Origin of the sequence: Kitasatospora sp. NPDC059599 (assembly GCF_042735125.1) — a bacterium.
Classification (GTDB): Bacteria; Actinomycetota; Actinomycetes; order Streptomycetales; family Streptomycetaceae; genus Kitasatospora.
The window spans coordinates 1-19164 of the sequence record NZ_JBHWCL010000178.1 but is presented as its reverse complement, the minus strand read 5'-3'; the positions used below and the strand labels follow the sequence as shown (position 1 = coordinate 19164).

General features: G+C 75.2%; 15 protein-coding genes and 1 pseudogene. 7 read left to right on the top strand and 9 right to left on the bottom strand.

Going from position 1 to position 19164, the window contains the following annotated elements; translation table 11 throughout:
• Nucleotides 1-152 precede the first annotated feature (152 nt).
• Together ACFV04_RS38465 and ACFV04_RS38460 are read right to left on the bottom strand one after the other, a co-directional pair.
• Nucleotides 153-887: a VC0807 family protein gene (locus ACFV04_RS38465; protein WP_380535640.1), complete on the bottom strand. Its 735-nt coding sequence runs from the start codon at nucleotides 885-887 to the stop codon at nucleotides 153-155.
• 70 nt (nucleotides 888-957) lie between these two features.
• Nucleotides 958-1557: a TetR family transcriptional regulator gene (locus ACFV04_RS38460; RefSeq protein ID WP_360255215.1), complete on the bottom strand. Its 600-nt coding sequence runs from the start codon at nucleotides 1555-1557 to the stop codon at nucleotides 958-960.
• 452 nt (nucleotides 1558-2009) lie between these two features.
• Between ACFV04_RS38460 and ACFV04_RS38455 the strand changes: the two genes are divergently transcribed.
• On the top strand, nucleotides 2010-3557 hold the full coding sequence (locus ACFV04_RS38455) for an RICIN domain-containing protein (protein WP_380535638.1): 1548 nt from the start codon (nucleotides 2010-2012) through the stop codon (nucleotides 3555-3557).
• Between the two features lie 114 nt (nucleotides 3558-3671).
• Here the strand turns inward: ACFV04_RS38455 and ACFV04_RS38450 are convergent, their stop codons facing one another.
• Nucleotides 3672-4583 (bottom strand): MBL fold metallo-hydrolase, encoded by a 912-nt coding sequence (locus ACFV04_RS38450; RefSeq protein ID WP_380535636.1) that lies wholly within the window; start codon nucleotides 4581-4583, stop codon nucleotides 3672-3674.
• Nucleotides 4584-4744: 161 nt separating this feature from the next.
• Here ACFV04_RS38450 and ACFV04_RS38445 point away from each other — a divergent pair, with 161 nt between their 5' ends.
• A complete protein-coding gene (locus ACFV04_RS38445) occupies nucleotides 4745-5752 on the top strand; it encodes an AraC family transcriptional regulator (RefSeq protein ID WP_380535634.1) in 1008 nt (335 codons plus the stop codon).
• 802 nt (nucleotides 5753-6554) lie between these two features.
• Here ACFV04_RS38445 and ACFV04_RS38440 read toward each other — a convergent pair.
• Nucleotides 6555-6965: a PPOX class F420-dependent oxidoreductase gene (locus tag ACFV04_RS38440; protein WP_360255206.1), complete on the bottom strand. Its 411-nt coding sequence runs from the start codon at nucleotides 6963-6965 to the stop codon at nucleotides 6555-6557.
• A gap of 149 nt (nucleotides 6966-7114) precedes the next feature.
• Here ACFV04_RS38440 and ACFV04_RS38435 point away from each other — a divergent pair, with 149 nt between their 5' ends.
• Entirely contained in the window at nucleotides 7115-7567 is a 453-nt protein-coding gene (locus ACFV04_RS38435; protein WP_360255204.1) for a DUF1801 domain-containing protein, read from the top strand.
• Nucleotides 7568-7622: 55 nt separating this feature from the next.
• Here ACFV04_RS38435 and ACFV04_RS38430 read toward each other — a convergent pair whose 3' ends face one another.
• Entirely contained in the window at nucleotides 7623-10562 is a 2940-nt protein-coding gene (locus tag ACFV04_RS38430; protein WP_380535632.1) for an ATP-binding protein, read from the bottom strand.
• A 222-nt stretch (nucleotides 10563-10784) separates the two neighbouring features.
• Here ACFV04_RS38430 and ACFV04_RS38425 point away from each other — a divergent pair.
• Nucleotides 10785-11135, top strand: a pseudogene (locus tag ACFV04_RS38425) (VOC family protein); the annotation flags it as partial.
• Entirely contained in the window at nucleotides 11127-11591 is a 465-nt protein-coding gene (locus tag ACFV04_RS38420; protein WP_380535644.1) for a pyridoxamine 5'-phosphate oxidase family protein, read from the top strand. The pseudogene ACFV04_RS38425 and the gene ACFV04_RS38420, both read left to right, overlap by 9 nt.
• On the opposite strand, the gene ACFV04_RS38415 is transcribed toward ACFV04_RS38420, so the two are convergent.
• Nucleotides 11489-13879, bottom strand: a complete 2391-nt coding sequence (locus ACFV04_RS38415) for an MMPL family transporter (RefSeq protein WP_380535630.1) — start codon at nucleotides 13877-13879, stop codon at nucleotides 11489-11491. The two genes, ACFV04_RS38420 and ACFV04_RS38415, sit on opposite strands and share 103 nt — an antisense overlap.
• Nucleotides 13880-14288: 409 nt before the next feature.
• Here ACFV04_RS38415 and ACFV04_RS38410 point away from each other — a divergent pair, with 409 nt between their 5' ends.
• Together ACFV04_RS38410 and ACFV04_RS38405 are read left to right on the top strand one after the other, a co-directional pair.
• Nucleotides 14289-15578, top strand: coding sequence for a sensor histidine kinase (locus ACFV04_RS38410; protein WP_380535628.1), 1290 nt, complete (start codon nucleotides 14289-14291; stop codon nucleotides 15576-15578).
• Nucleotides 15575-16276 carry a response regulator transcription factor gene (locus ACFV04_RS38405; protein WP_360255195.1) on the top strand — a complete coding sequence of 234 codons (702 nt, stop codon included), beginning with the start codon at nucleotides 15575-15577 and terminating at the stop codon, nucleotides 16274-16276. Before ACFV04_RS38410 ends, ACFV04_RS38405 begins: the two co-directional genes overlap by 4 nt.
• Before the next feature lie 189 nt (nucleotides 16277-16465).
• On the opposite strand, the gene ACFV04_RS38400 is transcribed toward ACFV04_RS38405, so the two are convergent.
• From ACFV04_RS38400 to ACFV04_RS38390, 3 genes are all read right to left on the bottom strand, one after another.
• Complete coding sequence (locus ACFV04_RS38400; protein WP_380535642.1) at nucleotides 16466-16888, bottom strand: SRPBCC family protein; 423 nt, start codon at nucleotides 16886-16888, stop codon at nucleotides 16466-16468.
• Nucleotides 16889-16935: 47 nt separating this feature from the next.
• Entirely contained in the window at nucleotides 16936-17946 is a 1011-nt protein-coding gene (locus ACFV04_RS38395; protein ID WP_380535625.1) for an aldo/keto reductase, read from the bottom strand.
• A gap of 318 nt (nucleotides 17947-18264) precedes the next feature.
• On the bottom strand, nucleotides 18265-19164 hold a 900-nt coding region (locus tag ACFV04_RS38390), incomplete at its 5' end, for a hypothetical protein (RefSeq protein WP_380535623.1).

Here is a 19164-nt window from a genome sequence, read left to right as displayed (position 1 = left end):
CGGTGGTCGTGGGGGGGGGGGGGGTGGGGGGCCCACACCCGCTCCCCGCCCCGTCCGCGTCCCGGTCAGGCGCCGGCCACCCCCGCGGCCCGGCGTCAGACCTTCGGACCGTCAGGCCGTCAGGCCCTCCGGACGTTCAGGCGTTCAGGCCGTCAGACCTTCAGGCCGTGACGGTTGACGTACCAGAAGTGGAAGCCGAACAGCCCGCCCAGCACCACCAGCCACTGCAGCGAGTTCACCAGCGGCACCGCGTCCACCGGCAGGGTGCAGGCCAGCGTCACCCGGATCCCGGCGTCCACCGCGAACCCCAGGCCCCAGACGGCGGTGAGCAGGCGCAGGTGACGGCGGAAGACCGCGTCGTGGTCCCAGCGCCCCACCCACTCCTCGGCGCCCGCCTCACCGAGCTTGGCGGCGACGATCGAACGCGCCGCGGTCAGCATGAACGGACGCCGCGTCGCCAGGGTGCCCAGCACCCAGAGCCCGAGCACACCGAACACCCAGCTGTCGCGCACCAGCAGCACCCGGGGGCTGCCGCTGACCATCGACATCAACGCGCCGAGCGCGACCATCAGCAGGGTGAAGACCGGCATCACCTCGACCCGGCGGCTGCGCACCATCCCGAGCACCAGCCACGGCACCAGCAGCAGACCGCTGATCAGGAGCGCGGCCCACTGGCTGAGCCCGAGGCCGTGCAGCAGGTAGAACCCACCGAGCGGCAGCGCCAGTTCGAAGACCAGCGACTTGACCAGCGCCCGCTTGGCGGCGCCCGCCCTGCGGTCCGCGCCCGGCACGGCGCCCTGCCCGCCGGCTTCCGCACCGGTCCCCGCGCCGGCCTCCTGCTGGACCTGCTCGTTCACGGTCTCCCCCATCACGCTCACCCCTGCCATGACTCCCACTCCCCTGTCCTGTCCTGTCCCGTGTGCGACCTGCCGCGCCCGCCGGTTCCGGGCGGTCCCGCTACGACTCGGCGCGGGTGGCCCGGTCGAAGATGTCCGCCAGCTCGCGGCCCGCCTCGGCGACGTCGAAGTCCTGGTCGCCCACCCAGCGCAGCACCACCGCGTCGATCGACCCGCGCAGCGCGACGAGCATCAGCCGGGCATCGAACTCCCGGAACTCGCCCGCCTCCTGGGCCGCCTTGACCGCCTGCTCCTGCTGCTCCATCAGCAGTTGCATGGAGGCCGTGTAGCCCACCGCGGCCGGATCGTCCCCGCCGAGGTTGGGCAGCACCTCGATCAGCGCCTTCAGGTGGCCGGGCCGGAACGCGAGCAGTTCGATGTTGGACTCGATGAACGCCCGCAGCCGGGCCCGCGCCCCCTCGGCCGCGCCGATCCTGGGCGCCATGAACTCGCCGGTCACCCGGGTCACCTCGGCGACGACCTCGTGCATCAGGTCGTCCTTGCCGGCGAAGTGGTACGAGATCATCCCGGTGCTACTCAGCCCGGCCTGCTTCGCGATCCGGCTGAACGACGCCTTCGCGTAGCCCAGTTCGGCGACCACCTCGATGGCGGCCTGCACGATCTGCGCCCGGCGCCCCGACTCGGTGAACGTCCGCCCCATCCCCACACCTCCCTGCCCTCGCAAGCAGATTCTTGCTTGCCTGAGCAAGACTGTAGAGCAGTTTGCTCGGCTGAGCAAGAACTTGCGCGGGCGAGCAAGGAAAGGTGCGGAAGGGGGACGGGAGAGGGCGGGGCAGGTGGGGAGGGGAGGGGAGGGCCCGGAGGGCGCGGGCCGGGTGAGGAAGAGGGGGCGGGCCGGGCGGTGCGAGGACGATCCGGACGGCGTGCGGCGGCGGCTTCGCACCCGAAGTGACTCGCCGGACCACCGGCCCGCGCCCCGCGCTTCCGAGCGCTCTTACCGCGACCGTGCCCGACGGTGATCCTGGTGCGGGCCCGAACGGTGCTGCCGCCGGCCGACGGTGCCGTCGACGGCGGCAGCGCCGTTCGGGTCCGACCGATCAGGGAACCGCCGGCGGCACCCCCGGGTGCCGCCCTCCCGAGAGGAACCCGTCCTTGGCCATCGGACTCCGACTGCCGCGCGGCTTCGCCGCCCTGGGCACCGTCCTCCTCGCCGCCACCGCCGCCGTCCCGCTGACCGCCTCCCCCGCCGCCGCGGCCTCCCCCCTCTGCCTGAGCGGCAACCTCCAGTACGACTACCAGTCGGCCGAGGACGGCACCGCGAAGCCCACGAGGACCAAGCCGGTGCGCAACGCCAACGTCGCGCTGTGGGGCAACGAGAAGTCCACCGACTCCCCCCGCCAGCTCACCGCCGACTACCAGTACACCGCCGTCGCCGACGGCGGCTTCAACCTCTGCTACACCCCCGTCACCACCACCTCCATGAACAGCATGTGGGTGCGCTTCCGCACCGAGAGCACCAAGCTGTGGAAGGTCAGCGACACCACCGGCACCCCCTACACCCTGGACACGCCCGCCCGGCCGGTCTCCGCCAGCACCTCGCTCGGCACCGTCAAGCCGGCCACCGCCGCCCGGGCCTGGCACGCCTTCGACACCGTCAACCTCCTGTGGTGGAACCGCAACAACACCACCAGCGACTGCTGGTCCTCCCACGAGGCGAACAGCAACGCCTGCACCGAGCTGAACGTCCGGTGGACCGACGGCTCCTCCGACGGCCCGTACTACGACCTGGCCAACACCGTCCACCTCTCCTCTGCGGACCCCGACTCCGAGCACACCGTGCTCCACGAGGCCGGCCACTTCCTCATGCACCGGCTGTACGACGGCACGTTCCCGACCGTCACCAACTGCAGCCCGCACTACGTCAACCTGGTCAGCTCCGGCAGCTGCGCCTGGACCGAGGGCTTCGCCGACTCCGTCGCCGCCTACCTCCTGAAGGACTACCGGTACGTCTTCCCGGACGGCAACAGCGCCGGCTTCGCGTACACCACCGGCTGGAACACCGGCGACCAGGTCCAGGGCAACGTGGACGGCTCGCTGCTCGACCTGTGGAACAACCTCGACGGGGGCTGGAACGGCACCATCGCGCTGCTGACCACGCACGCCCCGGCCACCTTCGCCGACTACTTCAAGAGCGGCCGGCCCGACGGCAACCTCGCCACCAACGGACCCGCGCTCGCCTACCTGGCCTCCCACGCCATCGACTACGGGCCCACGATCGTCGGCGACAACCAGTACCACGCCCTCACCGACGGCGGCGCACTGGCCCTCGAACACGCCGGCCAGTGCGCCGCCACCACCAACGTCGTCGCCGACCTCGACACCTACGACTCCACCCACGCCTCCGAGCGGTGGAAGTTCGACACGAACGCCGACGGCACGGTCAGGATCTACGACAGCTGCCCGACCCCGCTCACCCTGACCGCGCCCGCCACCGCCGGGGCCCAGGTCACCCTCAAGGCCTACAACTCCACCGACACGCACCAGAAGTGGCGGGTCGCCCAGAACGGCAGCGGCACCTACACGATCACCAACCCGGCCACCGGGTACGTCCTGGACAGCGCCTCCGTCAGCGCCGGTGCGGCCGTGACCGTCAACCCGGCGGGCAGCGCCAACAGCCAGGCCTGGGCCGCCTTCGGCTGACGGCCCCGCCCGGACGCCGGGGCGTCGGGGCGTCGGGGACGTCCGGCGGTGCCCCCGTTCCCTGGCCGGGGACGGGGGCACCGCCCGGGCCACCGCATGCCGGCCGGACGGCCGTCACCGCGCCCAGGCGGCCGAGAACCCCTCCCCCGCGCGGCTGATCCGCGCCGCTCCCGCCCCCGCGAAATGCGCCGGGATCACCAGCTCGCCCTCCCGCGCCGCCCGTTCCAGCACCCGCAGCCGGCTCGCCGCCGCCCGCGCCGGATCCAGGCAGAAGCAGCTGCTGCAGGCCGGATGCGCCAGCTGCACCGGCGAGTGCATCAAGTCCCCGACGAACACGGCCTGTTCACCGCCGGACTCCAACCGCAGCACGGACGACCCGGGCGTGTGCCCCGGCGCCTCCTCCAGCACCAGCGCCGCGTCGAGGCGCAGCGAGCCCGACCACTCCACCGCCTGCCCGGCCGCCAGGACCGGGGCCACGCTGTCCTCGAACACCAGGTCCCACTCCGTCCACAGCGTCGGGTCCACCACGCCGCCGCTGCGGGCCGGGTGCCCGGCGGCCGGGTCGAAGAACGCCCGGTCGGCGGCCGGCAGGTAGTACTCGGCGTTCGGGAAGGTCGGGACCCACGTCCCGTCCTCCTCCCTCGTGTTCCACCCGACGTGGTCGGCGTGCAGGTGGGTGTTCACCACCACGTCCACCTCCTCCGGCCGCACCCCGGCCGCCGCCAGCAGCAGGTCCGGGAAGCTCCCCTCGCGCCGGTGGAACATCGGTGTCGCCGGCCGCTCGCGCCCGTTGCCCACCCCGGTGTCCACCAGCACCGTGCGGCCTCCGCTGCGCACCACCCAGGTCTGCAGGGCGCCGATGTAGGCGCCGGACGCCGGGTCGTAGTGCTCGGGCGCCAGGGCGGCGTCGGCGTCGTTCCAGTCGGGCTCGCCCAGTCCGGGCACGATCACCTCCGCCGGGGCGAACGGCCCCTGGAACTCCAGCACCCGGATGATCTCCACGTCCCCCAGCACGATCCGTTCCACGGTTCGTCCCTCCTGCCCGCTCGTCCGTCGGTTCGCTGTCTGCCCGTCGAGCCTAGGAAGCCCGGGTGAGCCGCTCAATGCGCCAGCGGCTCGCTCCGATACGCGAACGGCTCATCGCTGCTGCCCGGTCGGGGCGCTCCGGGGAGGGCTACGATGGCCGGATGGACGTGGTCAGCGACGCGATCGCCGCCGTACGGACGGGCCGGCCCGTCTCCAACCGGCTGCAGGTGGCGGGGCGTTGGGGCGCCCGGATCCCCTCCTACCCGGGCGCGGGCTTCCACGTGGTGCTGGCCGGCCACTGCTGGCTGCTGGCCGACGGCGGTGAGCCGCTGCGTCTGGGGCCCGGCGACGCGGTGCTGCTGCCGCACGGCAGCGGACACGCCCTGTCCGGTGAGGAGTTGACGGCAGCCCGGGCGGGCCGCCTGCCGGAGCTGGACGCGCTGCTCGGCCCCCGCCGGCTCCTGGGAGCCCCGGGTGCTTCGGGTGCTCCGGGTGCTCCGGGTGCTTCGGGTGCTCCGGGTGCTCCGGGCGTTCCGGGCCCGGATGTGTCCGGCGTGGACGCTCCGGGGGCGGCCGACCTGCTGTGCGGCAAGTACCGGCTCGACCACGGGCTCGGACACCCGCTGATGCGTGAGCTGCCCGAGGTCGTCCATCTGCCCACCCGCACCGGCGAGCACCCCGAACTGCGCGCCGCCGTCGACCTGCTGAGCACCGAACTGACCGCCGCGCGCCCCGGCGGCGAACTCGCCGTACCCGGCCTGATCGACCTGCTGCTGGTCTACCTGGTCCGGGCCTGGACCACCCGCTGCGGCGCCGACGGCTGGGGTGCGGCACTGACGGACCCGGTCGTGGCGGCCGCGCTCGCCGCCGTCCACGAGGACCCGGCCCACCCGTGGACGACCGACACCCTCGCCGCCCGCGCCGGCGTCTCGCGCGCCACCCTCACCCGCCGCTTCACCGCCCTCACCGGCCGGCCCCCGATGGCCTACCTCACCTGGTGGCGGATGACCCGGGCCGCGGGCCTGCTGCGCACCACCGCCGATCCGCTGGAAGCCGTCGCCCGCAAGGTCGGCTACGCCAGCCCCTACGCGCTCTCGCACGCCTTCGTCCGCCAGTTCGGCACCACCCCCGGCCGCTACCGCGCCACCCGGGCCGCCCTCGCCGCCTGACGCCGTGTCGGCGCGCGGCGCGGGCCGGACGGACGGGCCCGGCGGATGGTGGGTGCTGATGGGCGCTCTCAGCGGGCCGTACCGGGCGGGGTGAGGTGGCCGTGGCGCAGCGCGGCCGGGCGGGGTGTCAGGGAGCCCGGGCCGGAGGAGGGGTTCGCCCGTGTGGAGGCGGTCGCGGATCAGGTGGTGGCTCGGGTTGGCGAGCTTCGGTGGCTTGCCGCTGCGGGCGCGCTCGGCGCCGTCCTCGTAGATCTGGGGAAGCAGGATCTCCGGGGCGGAGCGCAGTCGGCCGGTGGTGGCGTCGTACGGGTCGATCTCCATGTCCAGGTCGCCCGCCGGGCAGGAGGCGGACCTGTCGGCGAGGTCCAGGGCCCGGGCGTGGACAGCGCCCAAGGGGACGAGGTCGCCGGGGACGACCGGCAGGCCGGTGCCGGAGACGTGGTCGTCGAGGAGGCCGTGCACGACGAGGTCGCCGTCGACGATCAGCTCGGCGGGCAGGGCGATCCGCGCGACCACGATCCGGGCGAGAGCGGGGTCGGCGGCCTGCTCACGCAGCTGCTCCGGCGGCGGCGAGGGCCGCCAGGCCTCGTTGATCAGGTGATCGTCCGTCATGCCGCACTGCCGCCCGCCCTTCCGGAAGTGCCGGCTTGTGCCGTGCGCCGGAGGTCCGTGGTGGGGCGGAGCCTGCCACACGCTGCCGGCACTCCCGGCGCGGCTCCCGGCTCCCGGCTCCCGGCTCCCGGCTCCCGGCTTCTGGCGGTCGACGGTCAGGCGGCGGGTGGTCAGGCGGGCGGACGAACGGTCAGGCGGTGGCGGTGCCGATCACCTTGGTGGGGGTGATGCGGACGACGACCCGTACGACCTCCTCCGGGAGGTCGAGGTACTCCTGGCCGGCGCCGGGGCCCTCGTACTGTTCGGCGAGGGCGACGGCGACGGACCGCCCGGGGTCCTCGGTGACGGTGGCGCGGCCGCGTATCTCGACGTAGCGCAGCGGGTCGGTGGGGTCGTAGACGGTGAGGCCGGCCCGGGGGTCGCGGCGCAGGTTGCGTTCCTTGCGGCGCCCGGCGGCGGTGGAGACGAGGACGTCGTCGCCGTCGCGGCCGACCCAGACCACCGACATCTGCGGGCTTCCGTCCGGATTGAGGGTGGCGAGGACGGCGGGGATCGGCGCGTCGAGCAGGGCGCGGACGGCGTCGTTCAACGGGGTTGTCATCGGGCGAGGTTACCCGCCGCCGGTCCGTGGTGCTCTCCGTGGTCAGCACGGATGCGGTGGGTGGGGCCGGCGGGGAAGGATGTGATCACGGCGATCGGGTCCGGCCGCACGGGCCGGCCGATCGGGACTCAGGACGACAGGGGTGGGCCATGACCAGCACCGGGATCGACAAGCACGCCGGTTTCTCCGCCGAGGAGCGGGCCGCGATGAAGGACCACGCGCAGGAGCTGAAGAAGGCCGCGCGCAACGTCTCCAAGGCCGAGAAGGCCGCCGAGGCCGAGCGCGACGTCCTCGCGAAGATCGCCGAGATGCGGGAGAGCGACCGGGTGATGGCCGAGCGGGTGCACGCCGTCGTCGCCGCCACCGCCCCCGCACTGGCCCCCAAGCTCTGGTACGGCATGCCCGCCTACGCGCTGGACGGCAAGGTGGTCTGCTTCTTCCAGAGCGCCGAGAAGTTCAAGTCCCGGTACGCCATGCTCGGTTTCAGCGACCAGGCGCAGCTGGACGACGGGCCGATGTGGCCCGCCTACTTCGCGCTGACGGAGGTCACGGCGGAGGTCGAGGAGCACATCGCCGCGCTGGTCGGGCGCGCGGTCGCCTGATCCGCCGGGTCGGCAGGTCCGGGCGGCAGGGCGGCAGGGCGGCCGGGCGGCCGGGCTATCCGACGGCCGCCGGGGCGAGGCCGAGGCCGGCGAGCGCCGCCCGGCCCGCGGCGTGGTGGCCGTCGCCGGCGAGCAGGAGGGTGCGCGCCGCCTGGTAGTGGCAGCCGGCCGCCTCGAAGGCGGCCGCGACGGCGGGCAGCGGCGCCCGGTCGCCGTCCAGCAGGGCCTGTGCCCGGTCGAGTTGGGCGGTGGCGACGGGATTGCCGGCGGTCACGGTGCGGGCCCGGGCGATCCGCCCGCGGGCGTCCGGGTGGCCGGCGAGCACCGACGCCTCGGCCCGCAGGGCCACGTACCAGTGCAGCCAGACCCAGCAGACCCACTTCCACACCTCGTCCGGTTCCGGCGCGAGCCGTTCCAGGGCCGCCGGCGCGTCCCCGTGGTGGAGCAGGACGACGGCGTCGAAGACCGCGCCGTGGCCGTGGCGGTGGTCCAGGACGGGGCCGGCCCGGTCCGCGACCGCGAGCCAGGACGTCCGGGCGGCGTGGTCGCCGCGCAGTCCGTGGACCATCGCGACCGACGCGGCGGCCGGGCCGAGGACGAACGACCGCGGCCGGCCGCCGCGTTCCCACGCGTCGAGGAACCTCGTGCCGCCCGAGAGCACGGCGTCGGCGCGGCCCGCGAACGCCTCGGTGACCAGGAGCCAGGACGTGGCGTGGTGGCCCGCTTCGGCGAGCAGCGGGTGTTCGGCGAGTTGCCCGCTCCATCGGCGGGCCTTCGCCAACTGACCGACGCCGAGGGCGTTTCCGGCGGCCATCGCGAGGGCGTCCACCAGTTCGTTCGTGCCGGCCGGGGTGCGCGGCGCGGCGGCCAGGACGTCGATCCGGCGACCGGCCGCCGCCGCGGCGCCGAAGGGTTCGCCGGCCCAGCTGCGGGCGCCGGAGAGCGCGTCGAGGGCGGCGGACTCGGCCACCGGGTCCCCGGTCAGCCGGGCGAGTTCGACGGCGCGTTCGGCGTATCCGACGGTCTCGTGCGCGGTGTTGTCCGCGTCGCCCTGGACGGCGCCGTAGGCGTCGGCGAGGACCGCGGCCTCGGCGAGCGCGACGGCCGCGCGTGCGGCCGGGTCCGCCGGGCCGGCCGACTCCCGGGCCTGTGCGAGCAGGGCGTGGACCTGCGGTGCCCCGGGGATCCGCGCGAAGGTGCTGGAGAAGCGGTACGCGACGGTGGCGGCGGCCGCCAGGTCGCGGCTCGCGCCGGCGGTGTCGCCGGCCTGCCGGGCGGCCTCGGCGGCGGCGAGGTGCAGGCGGAACATGTCATCGCCGCGTCTGCGGCACCCGGCCACCCCGGCGGCCTCGCGCAGCGCGGCGGCAGGGTCGGCGGGGTCCGTAAGGACGGCGGGGTCCGTGAGAGCTGCGGGGTCCGTGAGGGCTGCGGGGTCCGTGAGGCCCGGTTCGGCGGGGACGGCGAGGGCGGCGGACTGTTCGAAGCGCTGCTGGGACTCGCCGAGCAGGTTGGCGCCGAAGGCCAGTTCGGCCAGGGCCAGGGCGAGTCGGCGGGCCGGTGCCCGCTGCTCCGGCCGGCCGGCGGCCCAGGCGAGGGCGGCCCGCAGGTCCTCCGCCAGCGCGCCGAACCGGGCGCGCCGAACCGGGGCGTCCGGGGTGTCGAGGGCGTCGAGCCGGTCCGGGGTGTCGCGTTCGGTCAGGGCGGTCGCGCCGGCCAGGCACCATGTCAGGTGCCGGGCCCGGACCTCGGCCGACTCCCCCGCCCCGTCGAGCCGTTCGGCGCCGTACTGCCGGATGGTCTCCAGCGCCTGGTAGCGGGTGCCCGCCGCGGAGTGCGTCACGGCCAGCAGGCTCTGCTCGGCGAGCCGGCCCAGCCCGTCGGCGACCGCGGCCGGGTCCAGCGGGGCGAACCCGGCGACCTCGGCCGCCGCCGCCGCGGTGAACGGCACGACGAACACCGACACCCGCCGCAGCAGTGCCCGGTCCCGGGGCTCCAGCAGGTCGTGGCTCCAGTCCAGCACCGCGCGCACCGACCGGTGCCGGCCGTCGGCGCGGGGGCCGCCGGCCAGGATCCGCAGCTGGTCGCCGAGGCCGGCCGTGAGGCCGTCGAGGCCGAGGGTGGGCCAGCGCGCCGCCGCCAGCTCGATCGCCAGCGCCATGCCGTCGAGCCGTTCGCACAGGGCCGCGACCTCGCCGAGCGCCGCCCGCTCCGGCGCCCGGCCGACCGCGGCCGACCGGGCCGTGAACAGGGCCACCGCGTCCGAGTCGCCGCCGCCGACCCGTGACAGCGGCGGGACCTGGAGGACCCGTTCGAAGGGCACCATCAGCCGGGCCCGGCTGGTGGCGAGCACCCGGACCCGGGGGCAGGCGGTGAGCAGCCGTTCCACGAACGGGGCCACCCCGTCCCGTACCTGCTCGCAGTTGTCCAGCACCAGCAGCGCCTCGCGGTCCGCCAGCGCGGCCACCACGGCGTCGTCGACGCCCCGGCCGGGCTGCTCGCCCGCGCCGACGGCCGCCGCCACCGCCGCGCCGACCCGCTCCGGGTCGGTGACCGGGACGAGGTCGACGAAGCGGACGCCGTCGGCGAAGTCCCCGGCCAGTTCCCCCGCCACCGCCAGCGCGAGCCGGGTCTTGCCCACCCCGCCGGGGCCGACCGCGGTCACCTGCCGGTGGGCGCGCACCGCCTCGGCCAGTTCGCCGCGTTCGCGCGCCCGGCCGACGAACGCGGTCAGCGGCGCGGGGAGGGCGGGCGTGGGGAGGGCGGGGGCCGGGAGGGCGGGGGCCGGGCCCGGCTGCCGGGCGCGGGCGAGTTCGGCGGAGCGCCGGGCCAGCGCCCGCCGGTCCGCCAGCTCCAGCTTGCGCAGCAGCGAGGAGACGTGGGACTCGACCGTGCGGACCGAGATGAACAGCTGCGCGGCGATCTCCGCGTTGCTGAGGTGCTCGCCGAGCAGGGCGAGGACGTCGGCTTCCCGAGCCGAGATCACAGGAGTTGACACCGGGTCATTATCCGCACCCGCCACGGCCGTTCCGTACCGGGCTCCGTTCCGTACCGGGTTCCGTTCCGTACCGGGTTCCGTTCCGTACCGGGTTTCCGTGGTGGGCACGGAGGCGGTGCGGCCGCCGTCGGGGCGAGGCTGTGACCACGGCGATCGGCCGCGGCACGAGAGCCGCGGCGCGGAGGCCCCGGGCCCGACCGGCCCACGACGAGAGGAGTGCCCATGACCGGCTCCGCCCCCCTCGGGGTCAGGACCGTCCTGCACCCCGTGTCCGACCTGGCGACGGCCAAGGCCGTGTACACGGCCCTGCTCGGCGTCCCGCCACGGACCGACGAGCCGTACTACGTCGGCTTCGAGGCCGCCGGCCAGCACGTCGGGCTGCTGCCGGCCGGCGGGCCGCAGGGCCTGACCGCTCCGCTGGCCCACTGGCACGTGCCGGACATCGAGGCCAGGGTCGCCGAGGTGACCGCCGCGGGCGCGACCGTGAAGGAACCCGTGCACGACGTGGGCGGCGGGCGGCTGGTGGCCACCCTGGTCGACCCCGACGGCAATCTGCTCGGCCTCCTGCAGGAACCGGCGGCCTCCGGTCCCCGGACCCGGGCCGAACGCCGGCGCGACACCGAGCGACGGCTCGCCGAGGACGTCGACCTGTGGCTCGCCAGCGCCTCGCCGGACGGCGACCCGTACCTGGTGCCGCTGTCCTTCGACTGGGACGGCGGGACGCTGTTGCTGGCCACGCCGGCGGACGGTCCGACCGGCCGCAATCTGGCCGCGGGGCGCGGCACCCGGCTGGCCCTGGGTCACACCCGCGACGTCACGGTGGTCGAGGGGGCGGTGGAGGTGCTGGCGATGGACGCGCTGCCGAGGTCGCGGGGCGACCGGTTCGCGGCACGCACCGGTTTCGACCCGCGTGGGCTCGCCACCGCCTACCACTGGTTCCGGGTCACCCCGCGCCGTGTCCGGGCGTGGCGGGAGGCGGACGAGCTGGCAGGCCGTGAGCTGATGCGCGACGGCCGCTGGCTGGTCTGACGGGCGGGCGGGCGCGGCGCGGGGGACGAAGGGGTGAAAGGGCGGCGAGGGGGGGGGGGCCCGGCCCCCCCCCCCCCCCCACGGGGCGGTGCCGGGGCGGGGGCCGGGGCCCGGGGCCGGTGCAGGGGCGGGTCGGCCCCTGGGCGGGGGCGGGCCGGGCGCAGGGGCCACCACAGGGCGCGGCCGAGCAGGGCGGCGACGGCGGGCACCAGGACCAGGGACAGGACGACGGCGGAGAGCAGGATGCCGAGCGTCATCGCGAAGGCGACCTGTTCGCTGCCCGGGGTGGTGGCCAGGGTGGCGAAGGAGCCGGCCAGGACCAGGCCGGCCGTGGCGACGGCGGGCGCGGTGTGCCGAACGGCGCGGGCGACGGCGGCGCGGGCCGGGCCGGGGGTGCGCATCTCCTCGCGGATCCGGTCGGTGATGAGGATGTTGTAGTCGGTGCCCAGGGCCACGACGAACAGGAACAGCACCAGCGGGAGGGTGAAGCTGACACCCGGTTCGCCCAGTCCGTGCTGGAACAGCAAGGTGGCGGCGCCGAGGGTGGCGGCGAAGCCGAGCCCGACCGAGAGCATCAGGACCACCGGGGCGAGCAGGCTGCGCAGGAGCAGCAGCAGGATGAGGCCGATCAGGGCGGCCGCGACCGGGAAGACGATCGCCAGGTCGTGGTCGACGGCGGTGGAGATGTCGGCGAAGATCGCGGCCGTGCCGCCGACGTGGGCGGTGGTTCCGGCGGGTGTGTGGGCGGCGACGGTGGCGCGGACCGGGCCGGAGGCCAGGTCGCGGGCGCGCTGGCTCTGCGGGTCGGCGGTCAGGTAGAGGTCGATCCGGGCGGCGTGGTGGTCGCCGTTGAGAACGGTGGCGCCCGTCTTGCCGACGCCGTCGACCTGGGTGAGGGCGCGGGAGAGGCCGTCGAGCCGGCCGGGGTCGAGGGTGCTGCCGTCCGTGGTGACGACGTAGACGCTCGTGGGGTCGGAGACGCCGGCCGGCAGGGTGCGGGAGATCTCGGCGGCGGTGACGGCGGCCGGGGTCTTCTCCCCGGCGCCGCCCAGGCCGTAGTCCATCCGGATCCCGGCCGTCCCGGCGGTCAGGGCGCCGAGCAGGGCGAGGGCGGCGAACAGCATCGGCAGCGGCCGGCGGGCGACGAGTGTGCCGAAGCGGGCGGCGAAGCCCTCGCGCGGCTGGCGGCGCAGGCTGCGGGAGGGCCAGAACATGCCGCGGCCGCAGGCGGCGAGCAGGGCGGGCATCAGGGTGAGGCTGCCCAGCAGCATGACCAGGACGGCGACGGCGATGGCCGGGCCGAGCGAGCGGAACTGGCCGAAGCTGGCTACCCCGAGGGTGGCGAAGGCGGCGACGATGGTCAGCGCGGCCGAGGTGATCGCGGTGCCCACCCGGGCACAGACCTGGGCGGCCACCTCGCGGGCGGGCTGCTCGGGCCGGGCCCGCAGGTGTTCGCGGAAGCGGAAGAGCAGGAACAGCAGGTAGTCGACGCCGATGCCGAGCAGGACCACGGAGACCAGCCCGGGGGTGCCGGCGTCGAGCTTGAGGCCGGTCAGCATCGCGGCGCCGGCCACGGCACCCCCGGCCACGCCGCCGATGAAGGCGACGGCGAGCAGCGGCAGCAGGGCCGCCGCCACGCTGCGGAACACCAGCACGTTGAGCAGGACGATCAGCCCGACGACGAGCGCGCTGCCGACCGTCGCGGCGGTGCGGTGGGAGTCGGCGGTGTCCACGGAGTCGGCCAGTCCCCCGGTGAACCCGGTGCGCATCCCGGCGTCGGCGAACTGCGCCCGGGCGGCGTCCCGGAAGGTCCGGTAGACGCCCTGGACGCCCGCGTCGGAGGCGTTCCCGGTCAGTTCGACGGAGAGCAGTTCGAAGCCGCGGTCGGGCGCCACCATGGCCGGGGCGACCCGGGGGGTCTGCGAGCGGTCGGGGACGAGGAAGGCCGGCTCGTCGTCCTTCCGGGGCATGACCACCCGGCGCTGGGCGAGCTTCGCCGCCTCGGCCTCGACCCGCTGCTGGTCGGCGGCGGTGAGCGCCTTGCCGTCGGTCCTGGCGACCAGCACCGTGACCGTGGTGGCGTCGGGCCTCATCCCGAAGTTCTCCTCGGCGATCCGCAGCGCGGCGGCCGAGTCGTAGCTCCTGGGCAGGAAGTCCCCGGTCTGGGACTGGGTGACGCGGGAGAGCAGCATCGGGCTCAACAGGGTCAGGGAAATCCCCAGCACCACCCAGAGGGCGATCACCTTCCACGGGTTTCTGGTGGAGTATCCGGTCAGTGCGCGGATCACGAAAATCCTCCGGCGGTGGACGCGAGCGTCCACAGGGTCGGTCTCGGCTCCCGGGGTTCCCGGGGCGGCCCCGGGGGGTTCCCGGGCGGGTTCCAGACCATCACCCGGGGTGGGCCCCGGACGTCCTCGCGCGGGACGATCCGCACCGGGGCCCCGGGTCCTCGGCCGGGCCCGGACCCGGGACCGTGGTCCTGGTCCGCGTCGGCGTGATCGGCCGCGGGGAGCATGCCGGGGCGGGGTGGGCCGATGCCAGAATGGGGTCATCGGGCCTGATCAGGGACGATGACGGTCGGTCGGAGGCATGATCGGGACTCGTCGGGTCCCGGTCGGGTCCCGGTCGGGGCTCAACGGGGCTCAACGGGGCTCAACGGTAGGGCGCGGCGCGGGCCGGGCACGGAGGGGAACGGACATGGGCGGGCGTCAGCATCCCGTGGCGGAGGCGGCACTCGGGGCGGACCCGGTGGACCCGGCGGACGCCGACGGTGCGCCGTGGACGCGCGCCGACGCGCTGCTGGCCGTCGGCGCCTGCACCATCGACCTGCTCGGCTATCTGGTGTTCACCGGGGAGGCCGGTGACCACGGGGCGAGCCTGACGGGTTTCCTCCTGGTCACGCTGTCGGCCCTGCCGCTGCTCGCCCGGCGCAGCCGCCCGGTCGCGACGCTGGCCGGGGTCCTGGCGCTCCAGTCGGCGGCCGACCTGTCCGCACCGGCGAGCCCCCACTTCGGCGCCGCGCTGGTGGTCGCCCTGTACTCGGTGGCCAGGGCCCGCACCACCCTGGAGACGGCGGCGGCCTCGGTGGTGACGTCGGTGCTGACCGTACTGAGCCAGAGCCACCTGCGGGTGCCCGCCTGGCAGGCGGCCGTCAGCGCCCCCGTCTCCGCCCTGCTCGTGGCCGGTGCCGGGCTCGCCGTGGCGCGCTGGCAGCGGGAAGTCGCGGCCAACCGCAAGCTGCTGGCCGACCGCGCGGTGGCCGACGAACGCCGCCGCATCGCACGGGAGCTGCACGACATCGTGGCGCACCACATCACCACCATGCAGCTGATGGCCGGCGGTGCCCGGGCCAACCTCGCCCGCCCGGAGGTGGTCCGGGACGCCCTGGTCACCCTGGAGTCCTCCGGGCGGCTGGCGCTGCGCGAGATGCGTCAGCTCCTGGACGTCCTGCGGGCCGGCGACGAGCCGGACACCGCCCCGCCGTCGCCCCAGCCCGGGGTGGAGGACCTCGGCCGGCTGGTGGACGAGTCCCGCGTGGCGGGCCTGCCGACCGACCTCAGCGTCCACGGGACCCGGCGCCCGCTGCCGCCGACCGTCGGCCTGACGGTGTTCCGGATCGTCCAGGAGGGCCTCACCAACGCCCGCAAGTACGCGGGGCCCGCCCGGGCCCGCGTGCGTCTGACGTACGGCCCGGACCGGGTCACCGTCGAGGTGCTCGACGACGGCGGGCTCGGCCCGGACGGCGGGCCCGGCGAGGAGCACGGGCCGCGGGGCCGTACGGGCGTGCCCACGCCGGACCCGTCGCCGTCCGGGGGCCGGGTCGGGTACGGCCTGATCGGCATGCGCGAGCGTGTCGCCCTGCACGGCGGCGCCCTGCGGGCGGGCCCGCGGCCGGCCGGCGGCTTCGCCGTGGTGGCCGACCTGCCGCTGGCCCCGGACGAGACGGCCGACGCTGCCGTCCAGCACGGGACGGCGGCGGCCCGGTGAGCGCGGCGGCACCGGGCGACGCGGCACCGGGCATCAGGGTCCTCATCGCGGACGACCAGCCGCTGGTGCGGCGCGGCCTGTCGCTGATCCTGTCCCCCGACCCGTCCTTCGAGGTGGTGGGCGAGGCCGAGAACGGGGAGCAGGCCGTCGCCGCCGCCCTGCGGCTGCGCCCCGACGTCGTGGTGATGGACATCCGGATGCCCGTGCTGGACGGGGTCGGCGCGACCCGGGAGCTGGCCGGCGCGCTGCCCTCCTGCCGGGTCCTCGCCCTCAGCACCTTCGACATGGACGAGTACGTGGTGGCCGCGCTGCGCGCCGGCGCCCACGGGTTCCTGCCCAAGGACGTCTCGCCGGAGGACCTGGCCGCGGCGATCCGCACCGTCCACGGCGGCGAGGCGGCGGTCGCCCCGCGCCTGCTCACCCGGCTGATCTCCACGTACGTCCGGGCCCCCGTCGGCGCGCCGCCGCCCGTCGCCGACACGGGCGGGCTGACGCCCCGGGAGGTGGAGGTGTGGCGCCTGATGGCCACCGGCCTCGACAACACCGAGGTCGCCCGGGCCCTGGACATCAGCCTCTCGACGGTGAAGAACTACATCACCAGCATCTTCGGCAAGCTCGACGTCCGGGACCGCGCCCAGGCGGTCATCGCGGCCTACGAGTCCGGCCTGGTCACCGCCCGTACGGGGGGCGGCGGGTAGCGGGGGTCTTCGGGCGCGGCCGCGATCACGGGCCTGCGGTCACGAGCACGCAGGCCCGGACACGCAGTCACGCGGACACGGCCCCGCAGTCACGCGGACGCGCTGGTCACGCGGACGCGGACCCGACGGCGCCGGGGAGGTGTCCCCGGCCCGGCGCCGTCGGGCGGGTGCGGCCGCCCGTCCGCGGTGTCAGGCGGACAGCGTCCCGTGCAGGGCGTCGAGGCCGTCGGCGTAGATGCCGGTGAACAGGTCGACGACCTCCTGCTCGGTGGCGCCGTCGGGGCTGAAGCGGCCGGACCACTGGACCTCGGCGACGTCGCCACGGCCGGGGACGGCGTGCACCCGCAGGGTGGAGACGTAACCGGTGACCGGGAACGGGGCCCGGAGGATGGCGTAGCCGTAGTGGCGCCCGGTCTCGCTGAAGTCGACGAGCCGCTCGACGATCACCTCGCCCTCGGGGTTCTTCAGGCTGCGCACCCGGCCGCCCTCGGACGCGGTGCTCTCGGAGATGTAGGGGAGCCAGTCGGGCAGGGCGTCGAAGCCGCCGATGAGGCTCCAGACCTTCTCGGGGGTGGCGGGGACGACGCGGCTGACGGAGGTGGAGGCCGTGATCGAATCTCCTGGGTCCTTCTGCGGGCGGGGGTGGCGGGTCGGCGCGCTCAGGCGCCGGCGGGGAGCGGGGCGGCCGGGCTGACCAGGCCGGCGGCGCGCAGGTCCTGCCAGAACGCGGCCGGGACGGTCTCGTTCAGCGCGGCGGTGTCCTCGGCGATCCGGCCGGGCCGGGTGGCGCCGGGGATGACGGCGGCGGACGCCGGGTGGGCGAGGGCGAACTGCAGGGCGGCGGCCTTGATGGAGACGCCGTGCGCCGCGGCCAGGGCCTTGAGCTCGCCGACCCGCTCGACGATGTGCGCCGGGGCCTGCTGGTACTCGAAGTGAGTGCCGCCGGCGAGGACTCCGGAGCTGTACGGGCCGCCGACGACCATGTCGACGCCCTGCGCCTGGGCCGCCGGCAGCAGTCGCTGCAGGGCGTGCTCGTGGTCGAGGAGGGTGTAGCGGCCGGCGAGCAGGAAGCCGTCGGGGCGCGGCTCGTCCAGGGCGAGGGTCAGCTCGATCGGCTCGGTCCTGTTGACGCCCAGGCCCCAGGCCTTGATGACGCCCTCGTCGCGCAGCCGGGACAGCACCCGGAAGGCGCCGGTACGGGCCTCCTCGAACTTCTGCAGCCACTGGTCACCGTGGAAGTCCTGGGCGATGTCGTGGACCCAGACGATGTCGAGGCGGTCGGTGCCCAGGCGCTTGAGGCTGTCCTCGATGGAGCGCTCGGTGGCCTCGGCGGTCCACTCGTGGACCATCGTGTTCGGGTTGCCGTGCTCGAACAGCCCGCCCTTCTCGCCGAGGTCGCGGGCGGCGGTCTCGTGCTCGTCGAGGATGACCCGGCCGACCTTGGTGGACAGGACGTAGGAGTCGCGGGGCTTGGCCGAGAGCACCTCGCCCAGGCGCTCCTCGGCGAGGCCGGCCCCGTAGAAGGGGGCTGTGTCGTAGTAGCGGATCCCGTGCTCCCAGGCGGCCTCGACGGTGGCCAGGGCCTCGGCGTCGGGGATCGCGCGGAACATGTTGCCGAGCGGGGCGGTACCGAAGCCGAGCCGGCCGGGAAGCAGGTGGGTGAGGCTCATCAGGAGCTCCCTTTCGCGCAGTGGGTGAGCCGCTCGGCGTCTCCCCGCGCCTTCGTGCAGCCTTGCTTGCATGCGACGATACTTGCGCACGCTTTCTAATGCAAGAGCCGACTATGCGCGCGCAGGGCTGGTGTTGGGGGTGGGTGGGCGGTGCGGAGCAGCGGTGGGGAGCAGCGGTGGGGGCCCGTCCGTGCGGGACCACGGCCGGGAGGGGAGGGGAGGGCCGTGGCGAAGGCGGCACCGGCGCGGGAGGACGGCACCGGCGCAGGAAGGCGGCACCGGCGCGGCGGCGGGGACGGCATGGCCTCGGTGCCGGCGTCACGACGGGGGCTGCCGCACCCGTCGTGTTCTGCGGACCGCCGCCCTGAAGGACATGCCCCGGTCGTGCCACATCATGCCGATGGACGCGCCCAGGATGATCACCACGCCGATCGCGATGAAGAACGACATGAGGGTGAACACCACCCCGATCGGGCCGTACTCCTGCTCGTTGCCGATGACCATGCCCGAGAAGGTGAAGTGGAAGACGACCAGCATGCCGGTCCAGAAACCGCCGGTCGCGACCGCGCACGGCAACAACCGGCGCCAGGCGACCCGCCCGCCCAGCAGGAACCACATCGTGAACCACCAGAAGGCGACGCAGGCGGCGACGCTGATGATCCACCACAGCACCGGCTGGCTCGCGTGGAACGTGTGGCCCACCAGCGCGGCCAGGGCCAGCCAGCCCACCACCACGGCGAGCCAGACCAGCGCGCGCAGCCTGTCCCAGGCCTGCTTGGGCAGCTGGAACACCCGCTGGTACAGCTGCTGGATCGAGACGGCGGCGGCGAGGCCGCCCATGACGAAGAAGACCCACGACAGGCCGGTGACCGCCGAGGAGGTGGTCGAGGAGGAGGCGAACAGGCGGCCGACGTCGGCGGAGGCCTGCGGGCTCAGACCCAGCCGCGCCGTCAGCCCGGTCACCGCCGACCGCCCGGCCAGAGCGGACACCACGAGCAGGAACGGGACGGCGCACAGCAGCAGCGTGGCGGCCAGCACCATCGCCTGGCTGAGGAAGTCCACCGCGTCCAGCCGCCCCCACAGGTTCTCGGCCCAGGATCCGAGGTACTTCGCCCTGCCCCACTCGGCCGCCCGCCGGGCCCGCCGCCGGGCCTGCCGGGCCTGCCGGGCGCGCATCCTCCCGGGCGTCCCCGGCGCCGTCACCGGGCCCGGTGACGG

Excerpts from the sequence above, each read along its gene's own strand:
- ACFV04_RS38465 (WP_380535640.1), bottom strand. The coding sequence starts at position 887 with ATGGCAGGGGTGAGCGTGATGGGGGAGACCGTGAACGAGCAGGTCCAG.
- ACFV04_RS38460 (WP_360255215.1), bottom strand. The coding sequence starts at position 1,557 with ATGGGGCGGACGTTCACCGAGTCGGGGCGCCGGGCGCAGATCGTGCAG.
- ACFV04_RS38445 (WP_380535634.1), top strand. The coding sequence starts at position 4,745 with ATGGACGTGGTCAGCGACGCGATCGCCGCCGTACGGACGGGCCGGCCC.
- ACFV04_RS38440 (WP_360255206.1), bottom strand. The coding sequence starts at position 6,965 with ATGACAACCCCGTTGAACGACGCCGTCCGCGCCCTGCTCGACGCGCCG.
- ACFV04_RS38435 (WP_360255204.1), top strand. The coding sequence starts at position 7,115 with ATGACCAGCACCGGGATCGACAAGCACGCCGGTTTCTCCGCCGAGGAG.
- ACFV04_RS38410 (WP_380535628.1), top strand. The coding sequence starts at position 14,289 with ATGGGCGGGCGTCAGCATCCCGTGGCGGAGGCGGCACTCGGGGCGGAC.
- ACFV04_RS38395 (WP_380535625.1), bottom strand. The coding sequence starts at position 17,946 with ATGAGCCTCACCCACCTGCTTCCCGGCCGGCTCGGCTTCGGTACCGCC.